A 22,516-nucleotide genomic window follows, 5' to 3' on the forward strand; every position below is an offset into this window, starting at 1 on the left:
CTTGTTCTCTCCCGGGAAAATTGCTCCCCGATGTACCGGCTCAGAGAGAAATTGTCACCACCACATGGCCTGACCGGGACCCTGGGTTGCGTCACGGTCGGGCACGCTGCGGTCGAGCGAACGGTCGAGTGACGTCAGCACACTTCGCTTGAAATTCTCGAATAGCGGCGAGCTGCGGTCGCGTGGGCGGCCGAGATTGATCTCGATCTGGTCGAACAGCCGGCCCGGCCGCGGCCGCATCACCAGCACGCGGTCGGCCAGCACCACGGCCTCGTCGACGTCATGTGTGACGAGGATCAATGTCGGGCGCGTGTCGGCCCAGAGGTCGAGCAGATGATCCTGCAGATCCCTGCGGGTGAAGGCATCGAGCGCGGAAAACGGTTCGTCGAGCAGCAGCACTTCGGGCTGCGGCACGAGCGCGCGGGCGATCGCGACGCGCTGCGCCTGCCCGCCGGAGAGCTCGCGCGGCCAGGCCTGCGCCTTGTCGGCGAGCCCGACGCGTTCGAGCGCGCGAGCCACCTTCTCGCGGCGCTCAGTCGCCGGCAGGTCGGCGAGGCCGAAGCCGATATTGTCGGCGACGCTGAGCCAGGGCAGCAGCCGCGGCTCCTGGAAGATGATGCCGATCTTGGCGTGCGGCGAGCTGATCGCCTCGCGGTCGAGCGTCACCGCGCCGGAGCTGGCGCGGTCGAGGCCGGCAATGGCGCGGAGCAGCGTGGACTTGCCGCAGCCAGAGCCGCCGATGATGGCGAGGATCTCGCCCTGCCTGATCTCGGCGGAGAAGCGCACCAGCGCCTGCACGCCGTTGGGATAGGTCTTGCTGACCCGGTCGAGCGCCAGCATCGCGTTACGTTCCCTTCGTGCGCCCGAAGGCGTCCTGCCAGCGCAGGAACGGCGCGGCCGCAACCTCGATCAGCCAGTCGGTGAGCTTGCCGAGGATGGCAAAGATCACGATGGCGGCGAGGATCTGCGCGGGCTTGCCGAGCTGCTGGCCGTCGAGCAGGAGATAGCCGAGCCCTTCGGAAGCACCGATCAGCTCGGCCGCGACCACGAACATCCAGCCCAGACCAAGGCCGACGCGCAGGGACACCACGTAAGCCGGCAGCACGGCGGGCAGCAGGATGCGGCGGATCATCGCGAAGCCGGAGAGGCGGAAGGTACGGCCGACCTCGACGATCTTGCGATCGACCGAGAGGATCGCGCCCATCACGCCGAGATAGACCGGGAAGAACACGCCGACCGCGATCAGCGCGATCTTCGAGGTCTCGAAAATGCCGAGCCAGAGGATGAACAGCGGCACCCAGGCAAGCGAGGGAATCGCACGCAGCGCCTGCACGGTCGGATCGAGCAGCCGCCGCGCCAGCGACCAGTAGCCGGAGATGGCCCCCAGCAGCGTGCCCGCGATCACGCCGAACGCAAAACCGAGACCGACCCGCCACAGCGTCGCGGCGATGTGGCGGACCAGCTCGCCGGAGCGCGCCAGCTCGGTGATGGTGGCAAGGACGCGCGAGGGCGGCGGCACCAGCCGTCCGTTGGACCAGCCCAGCCAGACAACGAGCTCCCAGCCGAGCGCCAGCGTCAGCGGCAGTAAAATCCCAAGCAACGGCTCCGCATAGCGCGACAGCCGCGACGGCGCGGCAGCACCTTCGGCCGGTTCCGAGGTTTGTTGCAGGACTGGCGCGTCGGAGATCATGGCCGGTAGGAAGCGCGTCTGGCGTGGGATTGCAAGGGCGTGCGGCAATCTCCGCTGTCGTCCCGGACAAGCGAAGCGCCGATCCGGGACCCATAACCACAGGGAGATGTGGTTACGGGACTCGGAGTGACCGTCTTCGCGCCAAACCACTCCCTGTGGTTATGGGTCCCGGGTTCGCTTCGCGCCCCGGGACGACGGCGGAGTTTGCCGCGCGCGATTGCCTCTTTCCTGTCGAACTAATTCGTCGGCAGCGGGACCTGGTCGTCGATCAGGGCATCCAGCGTCGCCTTCACGTCGACCTTGGCATCGACGACGCCGGCCTGCTGCAACGCGAGGCCCGCGGCGAGGATCGATTCGCGCTGGGGCGCGCCGATGCGGCTGTGGGTGAGCTCGGTACGCTCCTTGAGCTGCTTGTCGACCACCGGCTCAGGCAGCTTCGTGACGGCAATGAAGGTCTTCTTCAGCTCGTCGTAATTCGCCAGCGAATATTTACGCGCCTCTTCGTAAGTGGCGAGCACGCGGCGGGCGGCGTCCGGATAGTCCCTCAAGAACTGCTCGCGCACATTGAGGATGCCCCAGGTGTTGGCATCGGCCTTGCGATAGAACAGCTTCGCGCCTTCCTCGACCTCGGCCTGCGCCATCATCGGATCGAGGCCGGCCCAGGCATCGACGTCGCCGCGGATCAGCGCGGTCTTGCCGTCGGCATGCTGGAGCAGGACCGGCGTGATGTCCTTTTCGGTGAGGCCGGCACCCAACAGTGCCCGCACCAGGAAGATGTGCGGATCGGTGCCCCGCGTCACCGCGACGCGCTTGCCCTTGAGATCGGCAACGTTCGCGATCTTGGAATCCTTGCCCGTGACCAGCGCCGTCCATTCGGGGCGCGAATAGACGTAGATCGACTTGATGGGGTTGCCGTTGATCTTCGCCACCAGCGCCGCCGAGCCCGCGGTCGAGCCGAAATCGATCGAGCCGGCGTTGAGGAATTCAAGCGCCTTGTTGGAGCCGGCCGACTGAACCCAGACGATGCTGATTCCGTCCTTGGCGAACTCCTTCTCCAGAAGCCCCTTCTGCTTCAGGACCATCGACACCGGGTTGTAGGTCGCCCAGTCGATGCGGATTTCCTTGAGCGGATCCGCCGCCCGTGCCGCAGGTATCATTGCAAGCGCCACCGCTCCCGCCAGCAGAATGCGTCGAGTAATCCCAGTCACGCCCAACCTCCTTGAAAACTTCATTGTTTTTCAATGAGTTATATCTAGAGGTCAACGAGAAAATCACTCTCCCGAAAGTGCGCCGCCTGAGAACAGATTTGCCCAAAGCCGCAGCTTTCCAGCATGGAACGACTATTGCCCGAGAATGGCGGGTGACAGCGCCTGTCACCTCTTATATCCGGTGAAGCATGGATAGCGTCACGACTGAGCACAAGGCCGAGGTGGACGATCGTTTCGACACCGCGCGGATTACCGCCGCGGTCGATGCGCTTGCCGAAAAGCATGAGGGCCGCGAGGACACGTTCCGTACGGCCATGGCGCAATTGCTCAAGGCCGAGCTGATCGCAGCCCGCGCCGCGGCGCAGGCGATCCTGCTGAAGGACCGTCACGGCCGCCGCTGCGCCGAGCGGCTCTGCCACGTGCAGGACGAGATCATCCGCATCCTGTATTCGGCGGCGACCCGGCATCTCTACCGCTCGCCGATCCCGAGCGGAGCCGAGCGCATGGCGGTGGTCGCGACCGGCGGCTATGGCCGCGGCCTGATGGCCCCCGAATCCGACATCGATCTCTTGTTCATCCTGCCCTACAAGCAGACCGCCTGGGGCGAGCAGGTCGCCGAAGCCATTCTCTATTGCCTCTGGGACATGGGGCTGAAGGTCGGGCACGCCACGCGCTCGGTCGATGAATCGATCCGGCAGGCGCGCGGCGACATGACCATCCGCACCGCGATCCTGGAAACGCGCTTCCTGACCGGCGACCAGCCGCTCTATGACGAACTGGTCGCGCGCTTCGACAAGGACGTGGTGCAGGGCACGGCGTCCGAATTCGTCACCGCAAAGCTCGCCGAGCGCGAGGAGCGCCACCGCCGCGGCGGCCAGTCGCGCTATCTGGTCGAGCCCAACGTCAAGGACGGCAAGGGCGCGCTGCGCGACCTGCACACGCTGTTCTGGATCGCCAAATACGTCTACCGCGTCCGCGACACCGACGAGCTGGTCGAGCGCGGCGTGTTCGACGCGCAGGAATACCGCACCTTCCGCCGCTGCGCCGACTTCCTCTGGTCGGTGCGCTGCAACCTGCACTTCTACTCCGGCCGCGCGGAGGAGCGCCTCTCCTTCGATCTCCAGCGCGAGATCGCGGTCCGGCTCGGCTACACCTCGCATCCCGGCATGCAGGACGTCGAGCGCTTCATGAAGCACTACTTCCTGGTCGCCAAGGAAGTCGGCAACCTCACCGCCATCCTCTGCGCCAAGCTCGAGGACCAGCAGGCCAAGCCCGCGCCGGTGCTGAGCCGGATGATGGCGCGGCTGCGCCCCACCCCCGTGAAGCGGCGCGTGCCTGAGAGCGACGATTTCATCGTCGACAACAACCGCATCAACGTCGCCGCGCCCGACGTGTTCAAGCACGACCCGGTCAATCTGATCCGGATCTTCCGCCTGGCGCAGAAGAACAACCTCGCCTTCCACCCGGACGCGATGCGCGACGTGACGCGCTCACTCGGCCTTATCAACGCGCAGCTTCGCGAAAATCCGGAAGCCAACCGGTTGTTCATGGAGATCCTGACCTCCGACAACGCCGAGATCGTGCTGCGGCGGATGAACGAGACCGGCGTGCTCGGCCAGTTCATCCGCGCTTTCGGCAAGATCGTCTCGATGATGCAGTTCAACATGTATCATCACTACACCGTCGACGAGCACCTGATCCGCTGCGTCGGCTTCCTGCAGGACATCGAGCGCGGCGGCATCGAGGAGTTCGCACTGGCGAGCGATTTGATGCGCAAGATCCGGCCCGAGCATCGCGCCGTGATCTACATCACGACGCTGCTGCACGACATCGCCAAGGGCCGGCCCGAGGATCATTCGATCGCCGGCGCCAAGGTGGCGCGGCGGCTCTGCCCGCGGCTCGGCTTCAGCGCGGCCGACACCGAGCTCGTGGCCTGGCTGATCGAGGAGCATCTGACGATGTCCACGGTCGCGCAATCGCGCGATCTCTCCGACCGCAAGACGATCGAGAATTTCGCCGCCGTGGTGCAGTCGGTCGAGCAGATGAAGCTGCTGACGATCCTGACCACCGCCGACATCCGCGGCGTCGGTCCCGGCGTGTGGAACGGCTGGAAGGCGCAGCTATTGCGCTCTCTTTATTATGAAACCGAACCGGTGCTGACCGGCGGCTTCTCGGAAGTCGACCGCGGCAAGCGCCTGACCGCCGCCTATGCCGAATTCCGCATGGCCTTCGCGGAGTGGCCGGCGGACGAGCTCGATGCCTATATCGGCCGGCACTATCCGGCCTATTGGCTGAAGGTCGAGCTGCCGCGAAAGATTCGCCACGCCCGCTTCGTCCGCTCCAGCGAACAGGCCGGCCACAAGCTCGCGATCAATGTCGGCTTCGACGAGGTGCGCGGCGTCACCGAGCTCACGATCTTCGCCGCCGACCATCCCTGGCTGCTCTCGATCATCGCGGGCGCCTGCGCCTCGGCCGGCGCCAACATCGTCGACGCGCAGATCTACACGACGACCGACGGCCGCGCGCTCGACACGATCTCGATCTCCAGGGAATACGACCGCGACGAGGACGAGGGCCGGCGCGCCACGCGCATCGGCGAGATGATCGAGGACGTGCTGGAAGGCAAGCTGCGCCTGCCCGAAGTGGTGGCGCGGCGCACCGTGCGCAGCAAGGCGCGGCCGTTCGTGATCGAGCCGGAAGTGACCATCAACAATCAATGGTCCGACCGCTACACGGTGATCGAGGTCTCCGGCCTCGACCGCCCCGGCCTGCTCTACGAGCTGACCACTGCGATCTCGAAGCTCAACCTCAACATCGCCTCGGCCCATGTCGCGACCTTCGGCGAGCGCGCCCGCGACGTGTTCTACGTCACCGACCTCCTCGGCGCGCAGATCAACGCGCCGACCCGCCAGTCCGCGATCAAGAGCGCGCTGACCCATGTGATGGCCGGCGACAAGGCGGTTCAGCCGGCGGCGTGACTTTCTCTCGTCATTCCGGGCTCGCCGCTACGCGGCGCTCTGGAAATGATGAGAGGTCGGCACGCTATGCCTTCAACCCCTTGCTAATCATCGCGCCGGCTTTTGTTCAGAGAGCCGCAGCGCATTCACGAGGGCAGACAGCGCGGCTGGCTGATGCCGACGACTGGGATAATACATGAAGAAGCCGGGAATTGGCGGCGTCCAATCCTCCAGCACCCTGACAAGGCGGCGCTGCGCAATATATCCGACGACCTGCTCTTCATAGGCGATTCCGACACCAACTCCGGCGAGCGCCGCCTGAATCACCAGGTGAGTATCGTCAATGACGAGCGGCCCGTTCACGTTGATCGTGACCGACTTTCGTCCCTGCTCAAACTCCCACCGATATGGGCCACCCGCAAGACGCAGGGTAATGCATCGATGATCGTTGAGATCCTTTGGCTTTTCGGGGATGCGTCGTGAAGCGAAATAGCGCGGCGACCCTACGACCGCCAATCGCAATTCGCGCGTGACACGAACCGCGATCATGTCCTTTTGAATGTACTCGCCAAGCTGAATACCGGCATCGAACTCGCCTGCAACAAGATCCACGGGGCCAGTGACGGTGACAACGTCCAGGACGATGTCAGGGTAGGCCTCGGCGAAAGCCCTTAGCCGCGGCAGCAATACCATCACGGCAGCTGATCGTGACATGACAATTCGAAGGCGACCCTCGGGTCGGTGCCGAACGTTTCGGGCTTTGTCGAGGGCATGCCGAATTTGCTCGAGTGCGGGCGACAAGTCTTCCAGGAGAGCGGCCCCCGCAGCGGTTGGTGCAACGCTCTTGGTTGTTCGCGCGAGCAGCTGCAGCTCAAGCCGTTGCTCAAGCCTCCGGATGGTGTGGCTGAGGGCAGACTGAGACACACCCAGCTTTGTCGCAGCGCGTGTAAAGCTTCGTTCACTGGCCACGACTGCAAACGTAGCGAGCTCGTTCATTTCGTTTGTCATCGTTCATGAATATCGCTCATGAGCCCATGCCATGCAAGGCGACTAGTCTCATAAGCCACGTTGCCCTAGTCATGCGCAAGCAGGTGACGCTCGGCACAGCTGGCCGAGCCGCATGAATGAGTTCGGTGTAACAGCTTTGAGGATGACGATGGATACGGACGCTCCCGCCTTGCGCTCCCTTGCGCAGACCTATTTCGATGCCGCCTATGAAATGGATGCCGAGAAATTTGCATCCATATTCCACCCCTTGAGTTCCGTGACGAAGGTCGCCGAGGACGGCAACGTGGACGTGACGCCGATTGCGACCTGGCTGGCAGCGGTCCGCAACATGAAAGCTCCGAAGCAACAGGGCTTCGAGCGCGACGATCAGATCCTGTCGGTGGATATTGAAAGAGAGCTCGCGCTCTTGAAGGTGAAATTGCAGATTCCGCCGCGTTCCTTCACGGACCTGTTGTCATGCCTAAAGGTGAACGGGACCTGGAAGATCGTGCAGAAGGTGATGACGTCGAAAGTCTGACGGTTTCGGTTACACCGCCGCCAATCGCTCACACATTCTCAAACGGGCCCTCAAACCTCCACGCCCTCATGCCGCAGCAGCCAGCGCTTGCGCTCGAGGCCGCCGCCGTACTTCACCAGCGAGCCATCGGCACCGATCAGGCGGTGGCAGGGCAGCACCACGCTGATCGGGTTGGAGCCGTTGGCATGGCCGACGGCTCGGATGGCCTTCGGCATGTCGATCCTCGCAGCCATTGCACCGTAGCTCATCGTGGTGCCGGCAGGGATTTGCGCCAGCGCGGTCCAGACCTTCTGCTGGAACGGCGTGCCGGCGATGCGCCAGGCAATGCCCGAGAGCTGGCCGAGATCGCCTTGGAAGTAACGTGACAGCGCAGTCCGCATCTGTGTCGGCGCCGGCTGATCGTTCAGATCCACCGCGCCGTAATGCAGGCGCAAGAGCTCGCGCATGCGGTGCTCGTAATCGTGCCAGTCGAGCGCGCGCAAGGCACCTTGCGCATCGGTGACGAGCAACGCGATCCCGATCGGTGTCGGCAGCCGATCGAGGCCGAAACGTTCGAGCGTCTTGATTGATCGAACGGCCATTTGCGCCACCATTGCATCGAAACACGCCATCGCACTTGCCATGCCGGCCGTGCTAAGGTCCACCCGAAAGCTGGGGGGCTCAACTTGATTTGGATCGCCAATATCCTGGTGGCGCTGGTCGCCGCACTGCACGCCTACTTCCTGATCCTGGAGATGTTTCTCTGGGACAAGCCGCTGGGCTTGAAGACATTCCGCAATACGCCGGAAAAGGCCGAGATCACGAAAGTGCTGGCCGCCAACCAGGGGCTCTATAACGGCTTCCTCGCCGCGGGGCTGATCTGGGGCATCATCCACGGCAACCCGGCCTTCGCGTTCCAGATCAAGGCATTCTTCCTGCTCTGCGTGATCGTGGCCGGCGCCTACGGCGCGGCGACCGTCAGCACCCGCATCCTGCTCGTACAGGCGCTGCCGGCAGCGATCGCGCTGGTTGCGCTGCTCCTGACCTGAGACGCTTCGGCGCAGCGCCGCGATCCTTGCGCGGCGCCGGACCTTCCTCCACAATCTTCGGCAGCGATGGCGACCGTTATCAACGGGAAAAGACCGTCGGCCAGAAATTCCGTCAGGAGGAACAACCCATATGAACAATCGCAGAGCCTTTATAGCTGCCACGGCTGCGCTCGCCTTCGCGTTCTCAGCCAGCCAAGCCCTCGCCCAGAAGAAATACGACACCGGGGCGAGCGACACCGAGATCAAGATCGGCCAGACCGTGCCGTTCTCCGGCGCCTACTCCGTCTACGCCAATATCGGCAAGACGCAGGCCGCCTACTTCAAGATGATCAACGATCAGGGCGGCATCAACGGCCGCAAGATCAACCTGATCCAGTATGACGACGCCTATTCGCCGCCGAAGACCGTCGAGCAGGTGCGCAAGCTCGTCGAAGGCGACGAAGTCCTCTTCACCTTCCAGATCATCGGCACCGCCGCCAACGCCGCCGTGCAAAAATATCTCAACGGCAAGAAGATCCCGCAGCTCCTGGCGTCCACCGGCGCCGCGCGCTTCAACGATCCGCAGAACTATCCCTGGACCATCGCCTATAATCCCAACTACGTGTCCGAGGGACGGATCTACGCAAAATACATTCTCAAGGAGCATCCCAACGCCAAGATCGGCGTGCTCTACCAGAACGACGACATGGGCCGCGACTATCTCGCCGGCCTCAAGAGCGGCCTCGGCGACAAGGCGGCCAGCATGATCGTCGGCGAGGTCTCCTACGAAGTCACCGATCCGACGGTGGATTCGCAGGTGGTCAAGCTGAAGTCGCTGGGCGCCGATCTCTTCTACGATGCCTCGACACCGAAATTCGCGGCGCAGGCCATCAAGAAGGTGGCCGAGCTCGGCTGGAATCCGGTGCACATCCTCGACATCAATGCGAGTCCGATCTCGGCGACGCTGAAGCCGGCCGGCCTCGACATCTCCAAGGGCATCATCTCGACCCAATACGGCAAGGAGCCGAGCGATCCGCAGTGGAAGGACGATCCGGGCGTGAAGGCGTTCTTCGCATTCATGGACAAGTATTTCCCCGAAGGCGACAAGCTCAACACGGTCAACACCTATGCTTACTCGGTCGCCGAGCTGCTGACGCAGGTGCTGAAACAGTGCGGCGACGACCTGTCGCGCGAGAACGTGATGAAGCAGGTCGCCAACATCAAGGACTTCACCCCGAGCTTCGCGCTGCCGGGCATCAAGATCAACACCGGCCCGAACGACTACCGCGTCAACAAGCAGATGCAGATGATGAGGTTCAACGGCGAGCGCTGGGAGCTGTTCGGACCGATCATCGAGGACAACGGCCCGGCGGGTTAGTTCTGTCGCGGTCGCAGGGTGGGTTAGCTCGCGGCTGCGCGGAGCGCAGTCCGCTGGCGTAACCCACCTCCTTTCGCTTCTGCGGAGACAGACAGTGGTGGGTTGCGCCTTCGGCCAACCCACCCTACGAACTGAGTGTCTCCGTCCACCTTGCGTTGCAACAATCGTTCCTCCACACTCGCCCTCAGCGATGGCATCGGGCGCGCAACAGCGCGCCCGATCGATCATCGGCAATAACAAGCTGAGGAAATTGCGAATGAGGAATGGAATGCTGCATCTGGCCACCGCAACGGCGCTGACCCTGGCGCTGTCGGTCTCCGCGGCCAATGCCCAGAAAAAATATGATCCGGGCGCGACCGACACCGAGATCAAGGTCGGACAAACCATGCCGTTTTCGGGACCGGCGTCGGCCTATTCGTCGATCGGCAAGACCCAGGCCGCCTATTTCAAGATGATCAACGACCAGGGCGGCATCAACGGCCGCAAGATCAATCTGATCCAGTATGACGACGCCTATTCGCCGCCGAAAGCCGTGGAGCAGATTCGCAAGCTCGTCGAGAGCGACGAGGTGCTGCTGACCTTCCAGATCATCGGCACGCCCGTGAACGCGGCCGTCCAGAAATATCTCAATGCCAAGAAGGTGCCGCAGCTGTTCGCGGCGACCGGCGCCTCGAGGTTCACCGATCCGAAGAACTTTCCGTGGACCATGGGCTATAATCCGAACTACTTCGTCGAAGGCCGCATCTACGGACAGTACATCCTGAAGGAGCATCCGAACGCCAAGATCGGCGTGCTCTATCAGAACGACGACCTCGGCAAGGACTATCTCAACGGCATCAAGGCCGGTCTCGGCGACAAGGCCGCCAAGATGATCGTGACCGAAGCGTCCTACGAAGTTTCCGATCCCACGGTCGATTCGCAGATTCTCAAGATCAAGGACGCCGGCGCCGACCTCTTCTTCAGCGCCAGCACGCCGAAGCAGGCGGCACAGGCGATCAAGAAGATCGCTGAGATGGGCTGGCATCCGGTGCAGATCGTCGACATCAACGCCACCTCGGTCGGCGCGGTGCTGAAGCCGGCCGGCCTCGATGCCGCCAAGGGCCTGATCAGTGTCAACTACGGCAAGGAACCGCTCGATCCGACCTGGAAGGATGACGCCGGCCTGAAGAGGTATTTCGACTTCATGGCCAAGTACTATCCGGATGGCGACAAGGACTCGAACTTCAACACTTACGGCTACGGCACCGCCCAGCTGCTGGTCCATGTGCTGAAGCAGTGCGGTGACGATCTGACGCGCGAGAACGTCATGAAGCAGGCGGCTTCGCTGAAGGACGTCACCAGCGACATCGCACTGCCCGGCATCAAGGCCAACACCTCGGCCACCGACTACCGCGTCAACAAGCAGCTTCAGATGATGAAGTTCAACGGCGAGCGCTGGGAGCTGTTCGGCCCGATCCTGGAGGATGCGGGTCCGGCGGGCTAGTGTTGCTCTCGTAGGGTGGGTTAGCCGAAGGCGTAACCCACCACTTCTTTCAGCATACGGAAAGACAAGAGGTGGGTTACGCCCAGCGGACTGCGCTCCGCGCAACCGCTGCGCTAACCCACCCTACGAACTCCTACTCAGGTATTTCTCCAAAGCCCTTTCCCACCGGCAGCACCGCGTGCCGGATCAATCGCGAATCCTCCACCGCGGCCTGCCGGTGCTTCACCGCCTCGCGATAGACGGGATCGCGGATCATCTCGACGAAGGCGGCGACGCTGGGATATTCGGCGATGAAGCAATGGTCCCAGCGCTCCGCCTGCGGCCCGATCAGCATCAGCTCGAACTTGCCCTGCCAGACGATGCGGCCGCCGAGGCGCTCGAACACCGGACCGCTCTCGCGGCCATAGGCCGCATAGGCTTCCGCGCCGCTCGCCTTGCGGCCGTCAGGATAGGCCGCCTCCTGGCGCAAACGCACCAGATTGAGCATGTGGATCGGGCCGGGGCGGTCGTTGTCCCGGAACTGCGCAAAAATCTCCTTGGTCGGATCGATGTGGCCCATGCGGGTTCCCTCTTCTTGATGCGCTCGATCCTAGCTCTGGCGCCTGGGAAGCGGAACTGCGGCAGGCGAATGCCGCACCTCCTAATCGCGCGTTAACGTCGGGGTAACCGGGCCTTAAACAGCGACCGCTAGCGTGCGACGGGGCGGGCTGACCGGGCGTATTGCGTATGGGGTTGGGAAAGAAAAAGGGTGGGCGGAAGGAGCCGTTGTTCGGCTTGCCTGCGGCGCTCGCCGATCTGCGCCTGACGGCGGCGGACCGCATCCCCGGCGGCGAGGACAAGCCGAAGAAATCTGCGAAATCACCCGCCAAGCGCAAGAGCGACGATGCCGGTGACGAGCCGCCGCGCGAGAAGGCGCAGCCGAGTCGCAGCGGCGCCAAGCGGCGATCCCGATCGCGTATCGGCGCCGGCCTCGGCCGCCTGGTCTATTGGGGCGCGGTGCTGAGCCTGTGGGGCGTGATCGCGGTGATCGGCGTCGTGATCTATGTCGGCGCCCATCTGCCGCCGATCCAGTCGCTGGAAATCCCCAAGCGCCCGCCGACGATCCAGATCGTCGGCATCGACGGCAGCATGCTGGCGCAGCGCGGCGAAATGGCCGGGGCCAACGTCCCGCTGAAGGATCTGCCGCCGTATCTGCCGAAGGCGTTCATCGCCATCGAGGACCGCCGCTTCTATTCGCATTTCGGCATCGATCCCGTCGGCATCCTGCGCGCGCTCGTCACCAACGTCATGCATCGCGGCGTGTCGCAGGGCGGCTCGACGCTGACGCAGCAGCTTGCCAAGAACCTGTTCCTGACCCAGGAGCGCACCATGCAGCGCAAGCTGCAGGAGGCGGAGCTCGCGATCTGGCTGGAGCGCAAGCATTCCAAGAACGAGATTCTGGAACTCTACCTCAACCGCGTCTATTTCGGCTCGGGCGCCTATGGCGTCGAGGCAGCGGCGCAAAAATATTTCGGCAAGTCCGCCAGGAACGTCACCGTCGCGGAAGCCGCGATGCTGGCCGGCCTCGTCAAATCGCCCTCGCGGCTGGCGCCGAACCGCAACCCCGAAGGCGCGGAAGCGCGCGCGCAGATCGTGCTCGCGGCGATGGCGGATGCAAAGTTCATCACCGACGCGCAGGCACAGGCCTCGATTGGCCATCCCTCCTACAACGTGAAGCCGGCCGGCGCCGGTACGGTCAATTACGTCGCCGACTGGATCGGCGAGGTCCTGGACGATCTGGTCGGCCAGATCGACGAGAGCATCAAGGTCGAGACCACGATCGATCCGAAGCTGCAGAGCGTGGCGGAAGCCGCCATCATCGACGAGCTCGCGGCCAAGAGCGTCAAGTTCAATGTCAGCCAGGGCGCGCTGGTCGCGATGACGCCCGACGGCGCCGTACGCGCCATGGTCGGCGGACGGAACTATTCCGAGAGCCAGTACAACCGCGCGGTCACGGCAAAACGCCAGCCAGGCTCCTCGTTCAAGCCGTTCGTGTACCTGACCGCGCTCGAGCAGGGGCTGACGCCGGACACGATGCGCCAGGACGCGCCGATCGAGGTCAAGGGCTGGAAGCCCGAGAACTACACCCATGAATATTTCGGCGCGGTGACGCTGACGCAGGCGCTGGCGATGTCGCTCAACACCGTCGCCATCCGCCTCGGCCTCGAGGTCGGGCCGAAGAACGTGGTGCGCACCGCGCACCGGCTCGGCATCTCCTCGAAGCTCGAGGCCAATGCCTCGATCGCGCTCGGCACCTCCGAGGTCTCGGTGGTCGAGCTGGTCGGCGCCTATGCCCCCTTCGCCAATGGTGGCCTCGCGGTGGCGCCGCATGTCGTGACGCGGATCAGGACGCTCAGCGGCAAGCTGCTCTACATGCGCCAGCCTGACGAGCGCAATCAGGTCATCGACCCGCGCTATGTCGGCATGATGAACACGATGATGCGGGAAACCTTGATCAGCGGCACCGCCAAGAAGGCGGAGATCCCCGGCTGGCCGGCGGCCGGCAAGACCGGCACCAGCCAGGATTACCGCGACGCCTGGTTCATCGGCTACACCGCCAACCTCGTCACCGGCGTCTGGCTCGGCAATGACGACAATTCGCCGACCAGGAAGGCAACCGGCGGCGGCCTGCCCGTCGAAGTCTGGTCGCGCTTCATGCGCACGGCGCACGAGGGCGTGCCGGTGGCAGCCCTGCCGAACTCGCAAGCGACCTGGGGCCTGTCGAACCTCGCCCAGGCGGCATCGCAGGTGTCGCCGCCGACCGCGCCGGCGTCAGCTCCTGCCAACAATGGCGGCTATCGCCCGCCTCCTCCCACCCGCGCCAATGTGCGGCCGGAAGCGGCGGCGGGGCTCGACGGCTGGCTGATGGACCGGCTGTTTGGCGGAAACCGATAGGTGTTCCCGAGGTCCTTGAGACCCTCAAAACATAAAATCGCGAAAACAACCCCATGCACAGTAGCCGGTGATGTCTGGCGCAGTGCGCGGTGGATCGTGCGAAGCGTTTGATGTGGAGCGGAAAATCGAGCGCGCAGCGCGATCGTCGCTGCGGAGGACTGGAATCGCGCGAAACGCGCTGACATCTGCCCGTCATTCCCCGCGAACGCTTCGGCAAATCCTGCCCATGGCGGCAAGATCGACCGGGGCCAGCGCCCCCCTGAAAGCAAAAACACCAGTCTCTTCAGGCTCCCGCTATTGGTCCGGGATTTGCTCTCATAGGTTGAGCAAGTAGGCGAGGAGCGTTCCATGATGTCCGGTGTATCCAGCGCGGCATTGCCCCATCTGCGGCCCGCCTCAACATCCGCTTCAAATGCGACATCGGGTCTCCAGCCTGCGGTACCGGACGCGACTGACGCTGCGACCAGCGGCTTCCGGATTGACGTCTCGCAGGTCAAGCCGCTGCAAGGTGCCAAGCCGATATCGGTGGCGGATAATCCTGTCCTGCGCGACCTGATGGCAACGAACTGGCTGATGACCCATGATACGAGCGCGACTCAAGCGGCCGTCTCGGACGATGCGCCGCAGAACACCTATGCTCGGGTGAAAGTCGACGGCAAGGTGGTGGCCACTCTGTACAATGGCGGCTCCTCGACGATGACCAACGCGGCGGCCGCGAAGATCGGCAATCTGCAGGATCCTCCCGGTCTGAGCGGACCGGATCTGGCGCAATGGCGCGCCGACACCTACGCCGAACTGCTTGGCGGCACCGTCGAAAAAGCTCCCACCGCGATCACGCAATCGCAATGGACACCGCGTCAGAGCAGTTCTGCGACCTACAGCCGCGATCAACTCGATGCGGCGTTCCAGGCGATGCTGGCCGAGGGCCAAAGGGTCATGGCGCAGCAGCAAGCGCCGTATCTGGCGACACGCGCGCGGTCGGGGACGAGCGCGGATTTCAGTGCGTGAGCGTCGTTTGATGCCGCCCCGCTCTCGCTGTCATTCCCCGCGAAAGCGGGGAATCCAGTACGCCGCGGCGTCTCGGTTTGACAAGAACCGCCTCTGGAATACTGGATCGTCCGCCCCAGTGCGCAAGCGCGCACAAGGCGGACGATGACAGTGTTTGCTGGGCTCGCCAGCGGGGCCTAATCTGCGACGAGGCTAATCCTCGACCCCGTACCGGTGCAGATCATTCCCGTGGGTGTCGAGCCACTTCTTGGCGCGCTCCATCGACGGGCAGACCTTTCCGCAGACGCGCCAGAACCGCGCCGAATGGTTCATCTCGACGAGGTGGGCGACCTCGTGCGCGGCGAGGTAGTCGAGCACGAAGGGTGGCGCGAGGATGAGGCGCCAGGAGAACGACAGCGAGCCGGCCGAGGTGCAGGAGCCCCAGCGGCTGGATTGATCGCGAATCGAGAGGCGTTTGACCTTGACGCCGAGCTCGGCGGCGTAAGCCTCCGCCGAGCGCTGGAGATCGCGGCGCGCCTCGCGCTTGAGGAAGTCGCTGATGCGGCGGTCGACATGCTCGTGCCCGCCGGCGACGCAGAGAATGCGTTCACCGCTGTCGCGCACTTCGGTCCACACCGTGCCGCGCGTGCCGGCACGATGCACGATGCGGTGGGAAACGCCGCGAAGCGGTATCACTGTGCCGGGTTGGAACGGCGCCGCCTTCGGCAATCGGCCGAGACGTGCCGCGATCCACGCACCATGACGCTGCGCGAAGTCCTTGGCTTCGGCCAACGTGCCGCGCGGCGGGATGGTGAGGATGGCTTCGCGATCGCTCGGATGAATTCTGAGCGTGTAGCGGCGCGCGCGGCGATGCCGGCGCAGTCGGATCGCAAAGAATTGCGATCCGTGGGTGATCAAGAGGGTCTTCGGTTCGTGGGGCCGTCGATAGAGGAGCGCGCGAGTGGCCATGTCTGTCAGTCCGGGGGGCAGGAGGGCGCCCGGATTCTGCCATAACCGCCGCCAGGGAAAGCGCTCGGCGCAAAAACAAATCATTTGCCCAATATACAGGGGTTAGGCGTCCGGGAGACCCTACAGACTGGGGTTGGAACCGGCTTTTTTCGCCCCCGCTGGATGCATGCGGTACCCCCAAGGGCTGAGGGGAGACTCACTCCTATAAAGCTACCTAAATACCGCGAATCCGGAGGGAACCAAGCCCTGCCGGAACTCCCGACAGGGCATCGATTTTCAGCGGGAAAGCCGAAATACGCGACCAGAGCCGTTCCGATGGAATCGGAACGGCTCTAGATTCCTGTTTTGACGCGTTTTCTTTACGCGAACCGGTCGCCACTTCGCTCGAAAACGCTCTATTCAGCCGCAAGAGCCTGCAACGAGCTCGGATTCGCAGCCGAGACCATGAAGTCATGGATGCGCGGCACGATTTCCGACTTGAAGCGCGAGCCGTTGAACACGCCGTAATGCCCGACGCCCTTCTGGACGTAATGAACACGGCGATGATCGGGGATCGAACTGCACAATGTGTGCGTTGCTTCGGTCTGACCGAGCCCGGAGATGTCGTCGTTCTCGCCTTCGACCGTCATCAGCGCCACGCGCGTGACCTTCGAGGGATCGACGCGGGTTCCGCGATGGGTCATCTCGCCCTTCGGCAGCGAGTGCTTCACGAACACGGTGTCGACCGTCTGCAGGTAATACTCTGCCGAGAGATCCATCACCGCGAGATATTCGTCGTAGAAGTCGCGATGCTTGTCGACGAGGTCGCCGTCGCCCTTCACCAGATTGGCGAACAGCTGCTTGTGGGCGTCCATGTGCCGGTCGAGGTTCATGCTGATGAACCCGTTGAGCTGCAGGAAGCCCGGATAGACGTCGCGCATCATGCCCGGATGCGGGAACGGCACCTTGGTGATGACGTGGTTGCGGAACCAGTCGATGCCGCGTTCCTGCGCCAGGTTGTTCACGCCGGTCGGATTGCGGCGGGTGTCGATCGGGCCGCCCATCAGCGTCATCGAGGTCGGCACGAACGGGTCTCGCCGCGCTTCCATGATCGAGACGGCGGCGACGACGGGAACGGAGGGCTGGCACACCGCCATGACATGGGTGTTGCCGCCAAGGACGTGCAGCATCTCGATGACGTAGTCGATGTAGTCGTCGAGATCGAAGCGGCCTTCGCTGAGCGGCACCATGCGGGCGTCGGCCCAGTCGGTGATGTAGACCTCATGCGCCGGCAGGAACGCCTCGACCGTGCCGCGGAGCAGCGTCGCATAGTGGCCGGACATCGGCGCGACGATCAGCACGCGCGGCTGCGGGCTGCGCAGCGGACGAGCGAACTTGCGATCGAAGTAGAGCAGCTTGCAGAACGGCTTTTCCCAGACCGAACGGACCTCGACGGGGACGCGGATGCCGTTGACCTCGGTGTCGTCGAGGCCCCATTCCGGCTTGCCGTAGCGGCGCGTGGTGCGTTCGAACAATTCGCAGGCCGCGGCGACCGACTTGCCGACCTCGGTGCGCGCCCAGGGATTGAGGGGATTCTGAAACAGAAGCTTGGTCGCGTCGGTGACCGCACGCGCCGGATTGAGAGAGGCCTGCGCCATCTCGTACATCCAGTACATCGGCGTCGTCAGGACCGGGCTGCCTTCTGCCGCCAGGGGCGGCGCGCCGCCGAACTCACCAATAGGCATCGTCATATTCCTCTTCGCATCGCAGCATACTGCCGAATGCGTAATATTGCGTCAATGCATGGTTCCGTACATCTACGTGCTCTGAACGGCCAAACCCGCCTGAATCCACGAGAAAATGTGATTATTCGCCGCTCGAGAGCAGCGAGCCGTGCTTCTTGGCGCTCCGCAAAAGGGCAAGGAATGCCCCGAAAGATGCAACCAGCAGCACCGCATTGATGGCCAACGCGCTCAGCATCAGATCGGTCCTGACGGTGTGCTCGATCAAAAGCGCCCGCATTCCCTCGAACACGTAGGTCGGCGGCAGCGACCAGGCGACGTACTGCAGCCATCCCGGCAGCACGCTGACGGGATAGTAGACGCAGGCAAGCGGCATGACCGCGAACATCAAGGTCCAGACGATGCTTTCGGCGCCAAGGCCGTTTCGCAGCACCAGCCCCGAGACGAAGATGCCGACCGCCCAGCTCGTGAAGATCAGATTGCAGAAGAACGCGATCAGCGGCAGGCCGAGGGCATAGACGTTGAAGTGAAACAGGAACAGCGCGAGCAGCGTCATCGGGATGACGCCGATCGCGAGCCGGATCATGCTCATGATCATCAGCGACAGCAGAAACTCGATCGGCTTCAAGGGGCTCATCATGAGATTGCCGATGTTGCGCGCCCACATCTCCTCCAGAAACGAGATGGAGAAGCCGAGCTGGCCGCGGAACAGGATGTCCCAGAGGATGACGGCGCCGATCAGCGTGCCGCCGGCGCGCGCGAAGAAGTTGGCGTTCTCGGCGATGTAGAGCTGGAGAAAGCCCCAGGTGACGACCTGGAGCGCGGGCCAGTAAAGCAGCTCGAGCAGCCGCGGCCAGGACGACATCAACAGGTACCAGTAGCGCAGGATCATCGCGCCGATGCGGTGGGCGGAGATGCCGCGATGGAGGGAGATGTCGGTCATCGGGGCACCGCGTAGCCCGGATGAGCGCAGCGACATCCGGGACTTTGCTTGCAGCGTCCCCGGGTATCGCTGCGCTCACCCGGGCTACGGCAGAGACTGAGGGGGCCGCTCATCTCACCGCCTCCTTCGCACCGTTTACCCGGCCGCGGGCGACGTCCAGGAACACCTCCTCCAGTGTCGTGCGGTTGTAGCGGGCCATGATTGCCTCCGGCGTGTCGTCGTCCTCGATGCGGCCGCGCTTCATGATGATGACGCGGTCGCACAGACGCTCGACCTCGAGCATGTTGTGCGAGGCCAGGAGGATGGTGGCATTGTTCTCCTTGCGATAGCGCTCCATATGCGCCCGCACCCAGTCGGCGGTGTCAGGGTCGAGCGAGGCGGTGGGCTCGTCCAGCAGGAGCAGTTCGGGCTGGTTGATCAGCGCTTTCGCGAGCGCGACCCGGGTCTTCTGCCCGGCGGAGAGCTTGCCGTTGGCGCGGTCGATGAAATCCGTGAGATCAAGCTCGTCGGCCAATCTGGCGATGCGATCGGAGAGGTCCTTCACCGCATAGAGCTTGCCGAACACGGTGAGGTTCTGCCGCACCGTGAGCCGCATCGGCATGTCGACATAGGGGCTCTCGAAATTCATCCGCCCCAGCACGGCCGCGCTCTCCTCGGGCATCCGATGCCCGAGCACCCGAACGCGGCCGGAGGTCGGCAGCACCAGGCCCATGATCATCGCGATGGTCGTGGTCTTGCCGGCGCCGTTGCCGCCCAGAAGCCCGGTGATGCTACCGCGCGGCAGCGAAAAGGAGATATCGTCGACCGCGCGGATCTGCTTGTAGACCTTGACGAGGTGATCGACCGCAATCGCCGCGGAGGAGGCGCGATCCGCGACAGTCGGCCGACTTGAAGCCTTGTCATTCTCGGTCATGCTGGGCCGTTCTTCTGCTATTGCAGCGGGGAGCGCAAGGCTTGTATCTCGGGCGGTTCCACGAGCCCAGCGTTTGTGATCGAGAAGGCACCGCCACATTGACCGACATGACCGAAATCGCCGCTTCCGACTTTCGCCACGCGCAGCGGCATATCCGCCTGGACACGATCCTGCGGCTGCGCTGGCTCGCGGTGCTCGGGCAGCTTGCCGCGATCTTCATCGTGGCGCAGGGGCTGGAGTTCAATGTCGAGATCGTCCCCTGCGTCAGCATCATCGCCCTGTCGGCCGCGCTCAATCTGGCGCTCCAGACCGCGTCCAATCCGATGCAGCGGCTGGAGCCGATGCAGGCGGCCGGACTGCTCGCGCTGAACATCGTGGAGCTGGCGGGGCTGTTGTTCTTCACCGGCGGACTGCAAAACCCGTTCTCGTACCTGTTCCTCGCGCCCGTGCTGATCTCGGCCACTGCGCTGCCGGCCCGCTTCACCTTCGGTCTCGGCCTGCTCGCGGTGGCCTGCGCTTCGGTCCTGTTCTTCTTCCATCTGCCACTGCCCTGGGATTCCGACGATCCGCTGGTGCTGCCGCCGATCTATCTCGTCGGCGTCTGGCTCTCGATCGTGCTCGCGATCGGCGTCACCAGCCTCTACTCTTTCCAGGTGACGGAGGAGGCGCGCAAGCTCGCCGACGCGCTGGCTGCGACCGAGCTGGTGCTGACGCGCGAGCAGCATCTGACCCAGCTGGACGGCCTGGCTGCCGCCGCCGCGCACGAGCTCGGCACGCCGCTCGCGACCATCTTCCTGATCTCGCGCGAGCTGGAAAAGACGGTGAAGGAGCCGATCTTCGCCGCCGACCTGAAGACCCTGCGCGAGCAGACCCAGCGCTGCCGCGACATATTGAGCAAGATCACCCAGCTTTCCTCCGAAGGCGCGCCGTTCGACCGCATGAAGCTGTCGGAGCTGATCGAGGAGGTGGTGGCGCCGCACCGCGATTTCGGCGTCGACATCAAGGTGCGGATCGCGGTCGCCGTCGTGGCCGAGCCCGTCGGCTCGCGCAACCCGGCGATCCTCTACGGCGTCGGCAACATCGTCGAGAACGCGGTGGATTTCGCCCACACCACGGTCGAGGTGAATGCTTGGTGGAACAAGGACACGATCGAGATCGTGATTTCCGACGACGGCCCGGGCATTCCGCCCGATATCCTTAACCGGATCGGCGAGCCCTATCTGTCGCGGCGGCGCAATCTGGATGACAGCGGCGGCGAGCGGCGCGGGCTCGGACTCGGCGTGTTCATCGCGCGCACCTTGCTGGAACGCACCGGCGCCAAGGTCTCGTTTACCAATCGGACCTTTCCTGAACACGGCGCGGTGGTCCACATCAATTGGCCGAGAGAGCGTTTTGAGGCTATCGAGACGCTCGAAGAAACAATAGGATAGGCGCGACCTTGCGTCGCACAGCGGGGCCGATCGACTATTTGCGGCCTTGGCACCGCCCGGTTGCGACGCCATATGTGGATGTGCAGGAGAGAGGAAAAAACCTTGAACGCCATCGCCGAACTGAACGAACAGACCGACCGCTCGCTTCTCATCGTGGAGGACGACAAGCCGTTTCTGGAGCGGCTGTCACGCGCGATGGAGACCCGCGGATTTGCGGTGACGTCATGTGACACCGTCTCGGACGGCCTCGCCCAGATCGGCAAGGCCGCGCCCGCCTTCGCCGTGGTCGACCTTCGCCTCGGCGACGGCAATGGCCTCGACGTCGTCTCCGCACTGAAGAAGAAGCGCCCCGAAGCCCGCGCGATCGTGCTGACCGGCTATGGCAACATCGCCACCGCCGTCACCGCCGTGAAGATGGGTGCGATCGATTATCTCTCGAAGCCCGCGGATGCCGATGACGTCGTCGCCGCGCTGCTGTCGACCAGCGCGGAGAAATCCGAGCTGCCGACCAACCCGATGTCCGCCGACCGCGTCCGCTGGGAGCACATCCAGCGCATCTACGAGATGTGCAACCGCAACGTCTCGGAGACCGCGCGCAGGCTCAACATGCACCGCCGCACCTTGCAGCGCATTCTGGCGAAGCGCGCGCCGAGGTAACCCGAATCTTGTAGGGTGGATTAGCCGAAGGCGTAATCCACCTTTTCTCGCTGCGACAGCAGTTGGTGGATGACGCTACGCTAATCCACCCTACGACTTCATTCCCAGAAATCCGCGTGGCCCTGCGGGTCGATCAGACGGTTGATCCGCAAGGCTGCCGCCATCGCGAAACGCACCGTCATCTGCTTGCGCGTGGCGGCGGCGATTTTGTGCTCGGGCGCCTCGCAGTGCAGATGCGCGCCATAGGCATCCGCGATGATCAGGCCGGTGCCTTCAGGAAAGATCTCGCACGGCAGGTCCTGCGTGAAGGCGAAGAACAGCCGGTCGCAATGGGCACGGTATTCGTGCCATTTCTGGTCGGCGCGCAGATCCTCGACCGACGATTTGATCTCGACGATCCAGATCTCGCCGCGCTCGTTCAGCGCCACCAGATCGGCGCGCCGGCCCGACGGCAGCGGCAATTCGCTGATGCAGGTAAAGCCGAGCGAACGCAGCAGCCGCGCCGTGCCGCGCGCGATCGCCAGCGCCGTCTCGGATTGGCGGCGGTCGGGCGGTGGAACGAGGGCGATGTTGCGGGCGGTGCTGTCCATGGCGGGAGGATAGCCGATTCCGGTCGGGGCGGACACAGTTCGATAGAGGCAGGCTGCGGCTCCCTACTCCGGCGTCGTCCCCGCCTAGTGCGCAATTGCGCACGGGGAGCGGGGACCCATAACC

The 22,516-nt window shown here is 63.9% G+C and carries 20 protein-coding genes; 9 read left to right on the forward strand and 11 right to left on the reverse strand.

Features of this window, described 5'->3' with window-relative positions:
• Nucleotides 1–54: 54 nt before the first annotated feature.
• From NLM25_RS43465 to NLM25_RS43475, 3 genes are all read right to left on the reverse strand, one after another.
• On the reverse strand, nt 55–840 hold the full coding sequence (locus NLM25_RS43465) for an ABC transporter ATP-binding protein (RefSeq protein ID WP_254141030.1): 786 nt from the start codon (nt 838–840) through the stop codon (nt 55–57).
• Nucleotides 841–844: 4 nt separating this feature from the next.
• Entirely contained in the window at nt 845–1,690 is an 846-nt protein-coding gene (locus tag NLM25_RS43470; RefSeq protein WP_254141366.1) for an ABC transporter permease, read from the reverse strand.
• A 236-nt stretch (nt 1,691–1,926) separates the two neighbouring features.
• Complete coding sequence (locus NLM25_RS43475) at nt 1,927–2,898, reverse strand: aliphatic sulfonate ABC transporter substrate-binding protein (protein WP_254141031.1); 972 nt, start codon at nt 2,896–2,898, stop codon at nt 1,927–1,929.
• Nucleotides 2,899–3,086: 188 nt separating this feature from the next.
• Between NLM25_RS43475 and NLM25_RS43480 the strand changes: the two genes are divergently transcribed.
• Nucleotides 3,087–5,876, forward strand: a complete 2,790-nt coding sequence (locus NLM25_RS43480) for a [protein-PII] uridylyltransferase (protein ID WP_254141032.1) — start codon at nt 3,087–3,089, stop codon at nt 5,874–5,876.
• 87 nt (nt 5,877–5,963) lie between these two features.
• Here NLM25_RS43480 and NLM25_RS43485 read toward each other — a convergent pair whose 3' ends face one another.
• Nucleotides 5,964–6,863, reverse strand: coding sequence for a LysR family transcriptional regulator (locus NLM25_RS43485; RefSeq protein WP_254124049.1), 900 nt, complete (start codon nt 6,861–6,863; stop codon nt 5,964–5,966).
• 112 nt (nt 6,864–6,975) lie between these two features.
• On the opposite strand from NLM25_RS43485, the gene NLM25_RS43490 reads away from it, so the two are divergent.
• Nucleotides 6,976–7,380, forward strand: coding sequence for a nuclear transport factor 2 family protein (locus NLM25_RS43490; protein WP_254124050.1), 405 nt, complete (start codon nt 6,976–6,978; stop codon nt 7,378–7,380).
• A gap of 50 nt (nt 7,381–7,430) precedes the next feature.
• Here NLM25_RS43490 and NLM25_RS43495 read toward each other — a convergent pair whose 3' ends face one another.
• The gene (locus tag NLM25_RS43495; RefSeq protein WP_254141033.1) at nt 7,431–7,961 is read right to left on the reverse strand and encodes a methylated-DNA--[protein]-cysteine S-methyltransferase; all 531 of its coding nucleotides are present in this window, start codon (nt 7,959–7,961) and stop codon (nt 7,431–7,433) included.
• A gap of 84 nt (nt 7,962–8,045) precedes the next feature.
• Here NLM25_RS43495 and NLM25_RS43500 point away from each other — a divergent pair, with 84 nt between their 5' ends.
• The 3 genes from NLM25_RS43500 to NLM25_RS43510 all read left to right on the forward strand — a co-directional run bounded on the left by NLM25_RS43500 (nt 8,046) and on the right by NLM25_RS43510 (nt 11,248).
• Nucleotides 8,046–8,408, forward strand: coding sequence for a DUF1304 domain-containing protein (locus NLM25_RS43500; RefSeq protein WP_254141034.1), 363 nt, complete (start codon nt 8,046–8,048; stop codon nt 8,406–8,408).
• A 130-nt stretch (nt 8,409–8,538) separates the two neighbouring features.
• Complete coding sequence (locus tag NLM25_RS43505) at nt 8,539–9,765, forward strand: ABC transporter substrate-binding protein (RefSeq protein ID WP_254141035.1); 1,227 nt, start codon at nt 8,539–8,541, stop codon at nt 9,763–9,765.
• A gap of 256 nt (nt 9,766–10,021) precedes the next feature.
• Nucleotides 10,022–11,248 carry an ABC transporter substrate-binding protein gene (locus NLM25_RS43510; RefSeq protein ID WP_254141036.1) on the forward strand — a complete coding sequence of 409 codons (1,227 nt, stop codon included), beginning with the start codon at nt 10,022–10,024 and terminating at the stop codon, nt 11,246–11,248.
• Between the two features lie 133 nt (nt 11,249–11,381).
• Here NLM25_RS43510 and NLM25_RS43515 read toward each other — a convergent pair whose 3' ends face one another.
• The gene (locus tag NLM25_RS43515) at nt 11,382–11,807 is read right to left on the reverse strand and encodes a DUF1330 domain-containing protein (RefSeq protein ID WP_254141037.1); all 426 of its coding nucleotides are present in this window, start codon (nt 11,805–11,807) and stop codon (nt 11,382–11,384) included.
• Nucleotides 11,808–11,974: 167 nt separating this feature from the next.
• Between NLM25_RS43515 and NLM25_RS43520 the strand changes: the two genes are divergently transcribed.
• Both NLM25_RS43520 and NLM25_RS43525 read left to right on the forward strand, forming a co-directional pair.
• Nucleotides 11,975–14,182, forward strand: coding sequence for a transglycosylase domain-containing protein (locus NLM25_RS43520; RefSeq protein ID WP_254141038.1), 2,208 nt, complete (start codon nt 11,975–11,977; stop codon nt 14,180–14,182).
• A 348-nt stretch (nt 14,183–14,530) separates the two neighbouring features.
• A complete protein-coding gene (locus NLM25_RS43525; RefSeq protein ID WP_254141039.1) occupies nt 14,531–15,190 on the forward strand; it encodes a hypothetical protein in 660 nt (219 codons plus the stop codon).
• Between the two features lie 192 nt (nt 15,191–15,382).
• Here NLM25_RS43525 and NLM25_RS43530 read toward each other — a convergent pair whose 3' ends face one another.
• The 4 genes from NLM25_RS43530 to NLM25_RS43545 form a co-directional block, all read right to left on the reverse strand.
• Nucleotides 15,383–16,222: a M48 family metallopeptidase gene (locus tag NLM25_RS43530; protein WP_254141040.1), complete on the reverse strand. Its 840-nt coding sequence runs from the start codon at nt 16,220–16,222 to the stop codon at nt 15,383–15,385.
• A 311-nt stretch (nt 16,223–16,533) separates the two neighbouring features.
• The gene (locus NLM25_RS43535; RefSeq protein ID WP_254124734.1) at nt 16,534–17,862 is read right to left on the reverse strand and encodes a polyhydroxyalkanoate depolymerase; all 1,329 of its coding nucleotides are present in this window, start codon (nt 17,860–17,862) and stop codon (nt 16,534–16,536) included.
• A 121-nt stretch (nt 17,863–17,983) separates the two neighbouring features.
• Nucleotides 17,984–18,802 (reverse strand): ABC transporter permease, encoded by an 819-nt coding sequence (locus NLM25_RS43540; protein WP_254124059.1) that lies wholly within the window; start codon nt 18,800–18,802, stop codon nt 17,984–17,986.
• Between the two features lie 109 nt (nt 18,803–18,911).
• Entirely contained in the window at nt 18,912–19,715 is an 804-nt protein-coding gene (locus NLM25_RS43545) for an ABC transporter ATP-binding protein (RefSeq protein WP_254141041.1), read from the reverse strand.
• A gap of 107 nt (nt 19,716–19,822) precedes the next feature.
• Here NLM25_RS43545 and NLM25_RS43550 point away from each other — a divergent pair, with 107 nt between their 5' ends.
• Together NLM25_RS43550 and NLM25_RS43555 are read left to right on the forward strand one after the other, a co-directional pair.
• Nucleotides 19,823–21,145, forward strand: coding sequence for an ActS/PrrB/RegB family redox-sensitive histidine kinase (locus tag NLM25_RS43550; RefSeq protein ID WP_254124736.1), 1,323 nt, complete (start codon nt 19,823–19,825; stop codon nt 21,143–21,145).
• A gap of 102 nt (nt 21,146–21,247) precedes the next feature.
• Nucleotides 21,248–21,802 carry an ActR/PrrA/RegA family redox response regulator transcription factor gene (locus tag NLM25_RS43555; protein ID WP_074122131.1) on the forward strand — a complete coding sequence of 185 codons (555 nt, stop codon included), beginning with the start codon at nt 21,248–21,250 and terminating at the stop codon, nt 21,800–21,802.
• A 98-nt stretch (nt 21,803–21,900) separates the two neighbouring features.
• On the opposite strand, the gene NLM25_RS43560 is transcribed toward NLM25_RS43555, so the two are convergent.
• Nucleotides 21,901–22,392, reverse strand: coding sequence for an MmcB family DNA repair protein (locus NLM25_RS43560; protein ID WP_254141043.1), 492 nt, complete (start codon nt 22,390–22,392; stop codon nt 21,901–21,903).
• Nucleotides 22,393–22,516: the final 124 nt, after the last annotated feature.

Origin of the sequence: Bradyrhizobium sp. CCGB01 (assembly GCF_024199795.1) — a bacterium.
Taxonomy (GTDB): domain Bacteria; phylum Pseudomonadota; class Alphaproteobacteria; order Rhizobiales; family Xanthobacteraceae; genus Bradyrhizobium.

What these genes read in the sequence shown, in the direction of transcription:
- NLM25_RS43560 (WP_254141043.1), bottom strand. Translation starts at nt 22,392, where the DNA reads ATGGACAGCACCGCCCGCAACATCGCCCTCGTTCCACCGCCCGACCGC.
- NLM25_RS43490 (WP_254124050.1), top strand. Translation starts at nt 6,976, where the DNA reads ATGAATGAGTTCGGTGTAACAGCTTTGAGGATGACGATGGATACGGAC.
- NLM25_RS43465 (WP_254141030.1), bottom strand. Translation starts at nt 840, where the DNA reads ATGCTGGCGCTCGACCGGGTCAGCAAGACCTATCCCAACGGCGTGCAG.
- NLM25_RS43530 (WP_254141040.1), bottom strand. Translation starts at nt 16,222, where the DNA reads ATGATTTGTTTTTGCGCCGAGCGCTTTCCCTGGCGGCGGTTATGGCAG.
- NLM25_RS43545 (WP_254141041.1), bottom strand. Translation starts at nt 19,715, where the DNA reads ATGACCGAGAATGACAAGGCTTCAAGTCGGCCGACTGTCGCGGATCGC.
- NLM25_RS43550 (WP_254124736.1), top strand. Translation starts at nt 19,823, where the DNA reads ATGACCGAAATCGCCGCTTCCGACTTTCGCCACGCGCAGCGGCATATC.
- NLM25_RS43510 (WP_254141036.1), top strand. Translation starts at nt 10,022, where the DNA reads ATGAGGAATGGAATGCTGCATCTGGCCACCGCAACGGCGCTGACCCTG.
- NLM25_RS43535 (WP_254124734.1), bottom strand. Translation starts at nt 17,862, where the DNA reads ATGCCTATTGGTGAGTTCGGCGGCGCGCCGCCCCTGGCGGCAGAAGGC.
- NLM25_RS43515 (WP_254141037.1), bottom strand. Translation starts at nt 11,807, where the DNA reads ATGGGCCACATCGATCCGACCAAGGAGATTTTTGCGCAGTTCCGGGAC.
- NLM25_RS43525 (WP_254141039.1), top strand. Translation starts at nt 14,531, where the DNA reads ATGATGTCCGGTGTATCCAGCGCGGCATTGCCCCATCTGCGGCCCGCC.
- NLM25_RS43520 (WP_254141038.1), top strand. Translation starts at nt 11,975, where the DNA reads ATGGGGTTGGGAAAGAAAAAGGGTGGGCGGAAGGAGCCGTTGTTCGGC.
- NLM25_RS43480 (WP_254141032.1), top strand. Translation starts at nt 3,087, where the DNA reads ATGGATAGCGTCACGACTGAGCACAAGGCCGAGGTGGACGATCGTTTC.
- NLM25_RS43540 (WP_254124059.1), bottom strand. Translation starts at nt 18,802, where the DNA reads ATGACCGACATCTCCCTCCATCGCGGCATCTCCGCCCACCGCATCGGC.
- NLM25_RS43495 (WP_254141033.1), bottom strand. Translation starts at nt 7,961, where the DNA reads ATGGCCGTTCGATCAATCAAGACGCTCGAACGTTTCGGCCTCGATCGG.
- NLM25_RS43470 (WP_254141366.1), bottom strand. Translation starts at nt 1,690, where the DNA reads ATGATCTCCGACGCGCCAGTCCTGCAACAAACCTCGGAACCGGCCGAA.
- NLM25_RS43485 (WP_254124049.1), bottom strand. Translation starts at nt 6,863, where the DNA reads ATGACAAACGAAATGAACGAGCTCGCTACGTTTGCAGTCGTGGCCAGT.
- NLM25_RS43505 (WP_254141035.1), top strand. Translation starts at nt 8,539, where the DNA reads ATGAACAATCGCAGAGCCTTTATAGCTGCCACGGCTGCGCTCGCCTTC.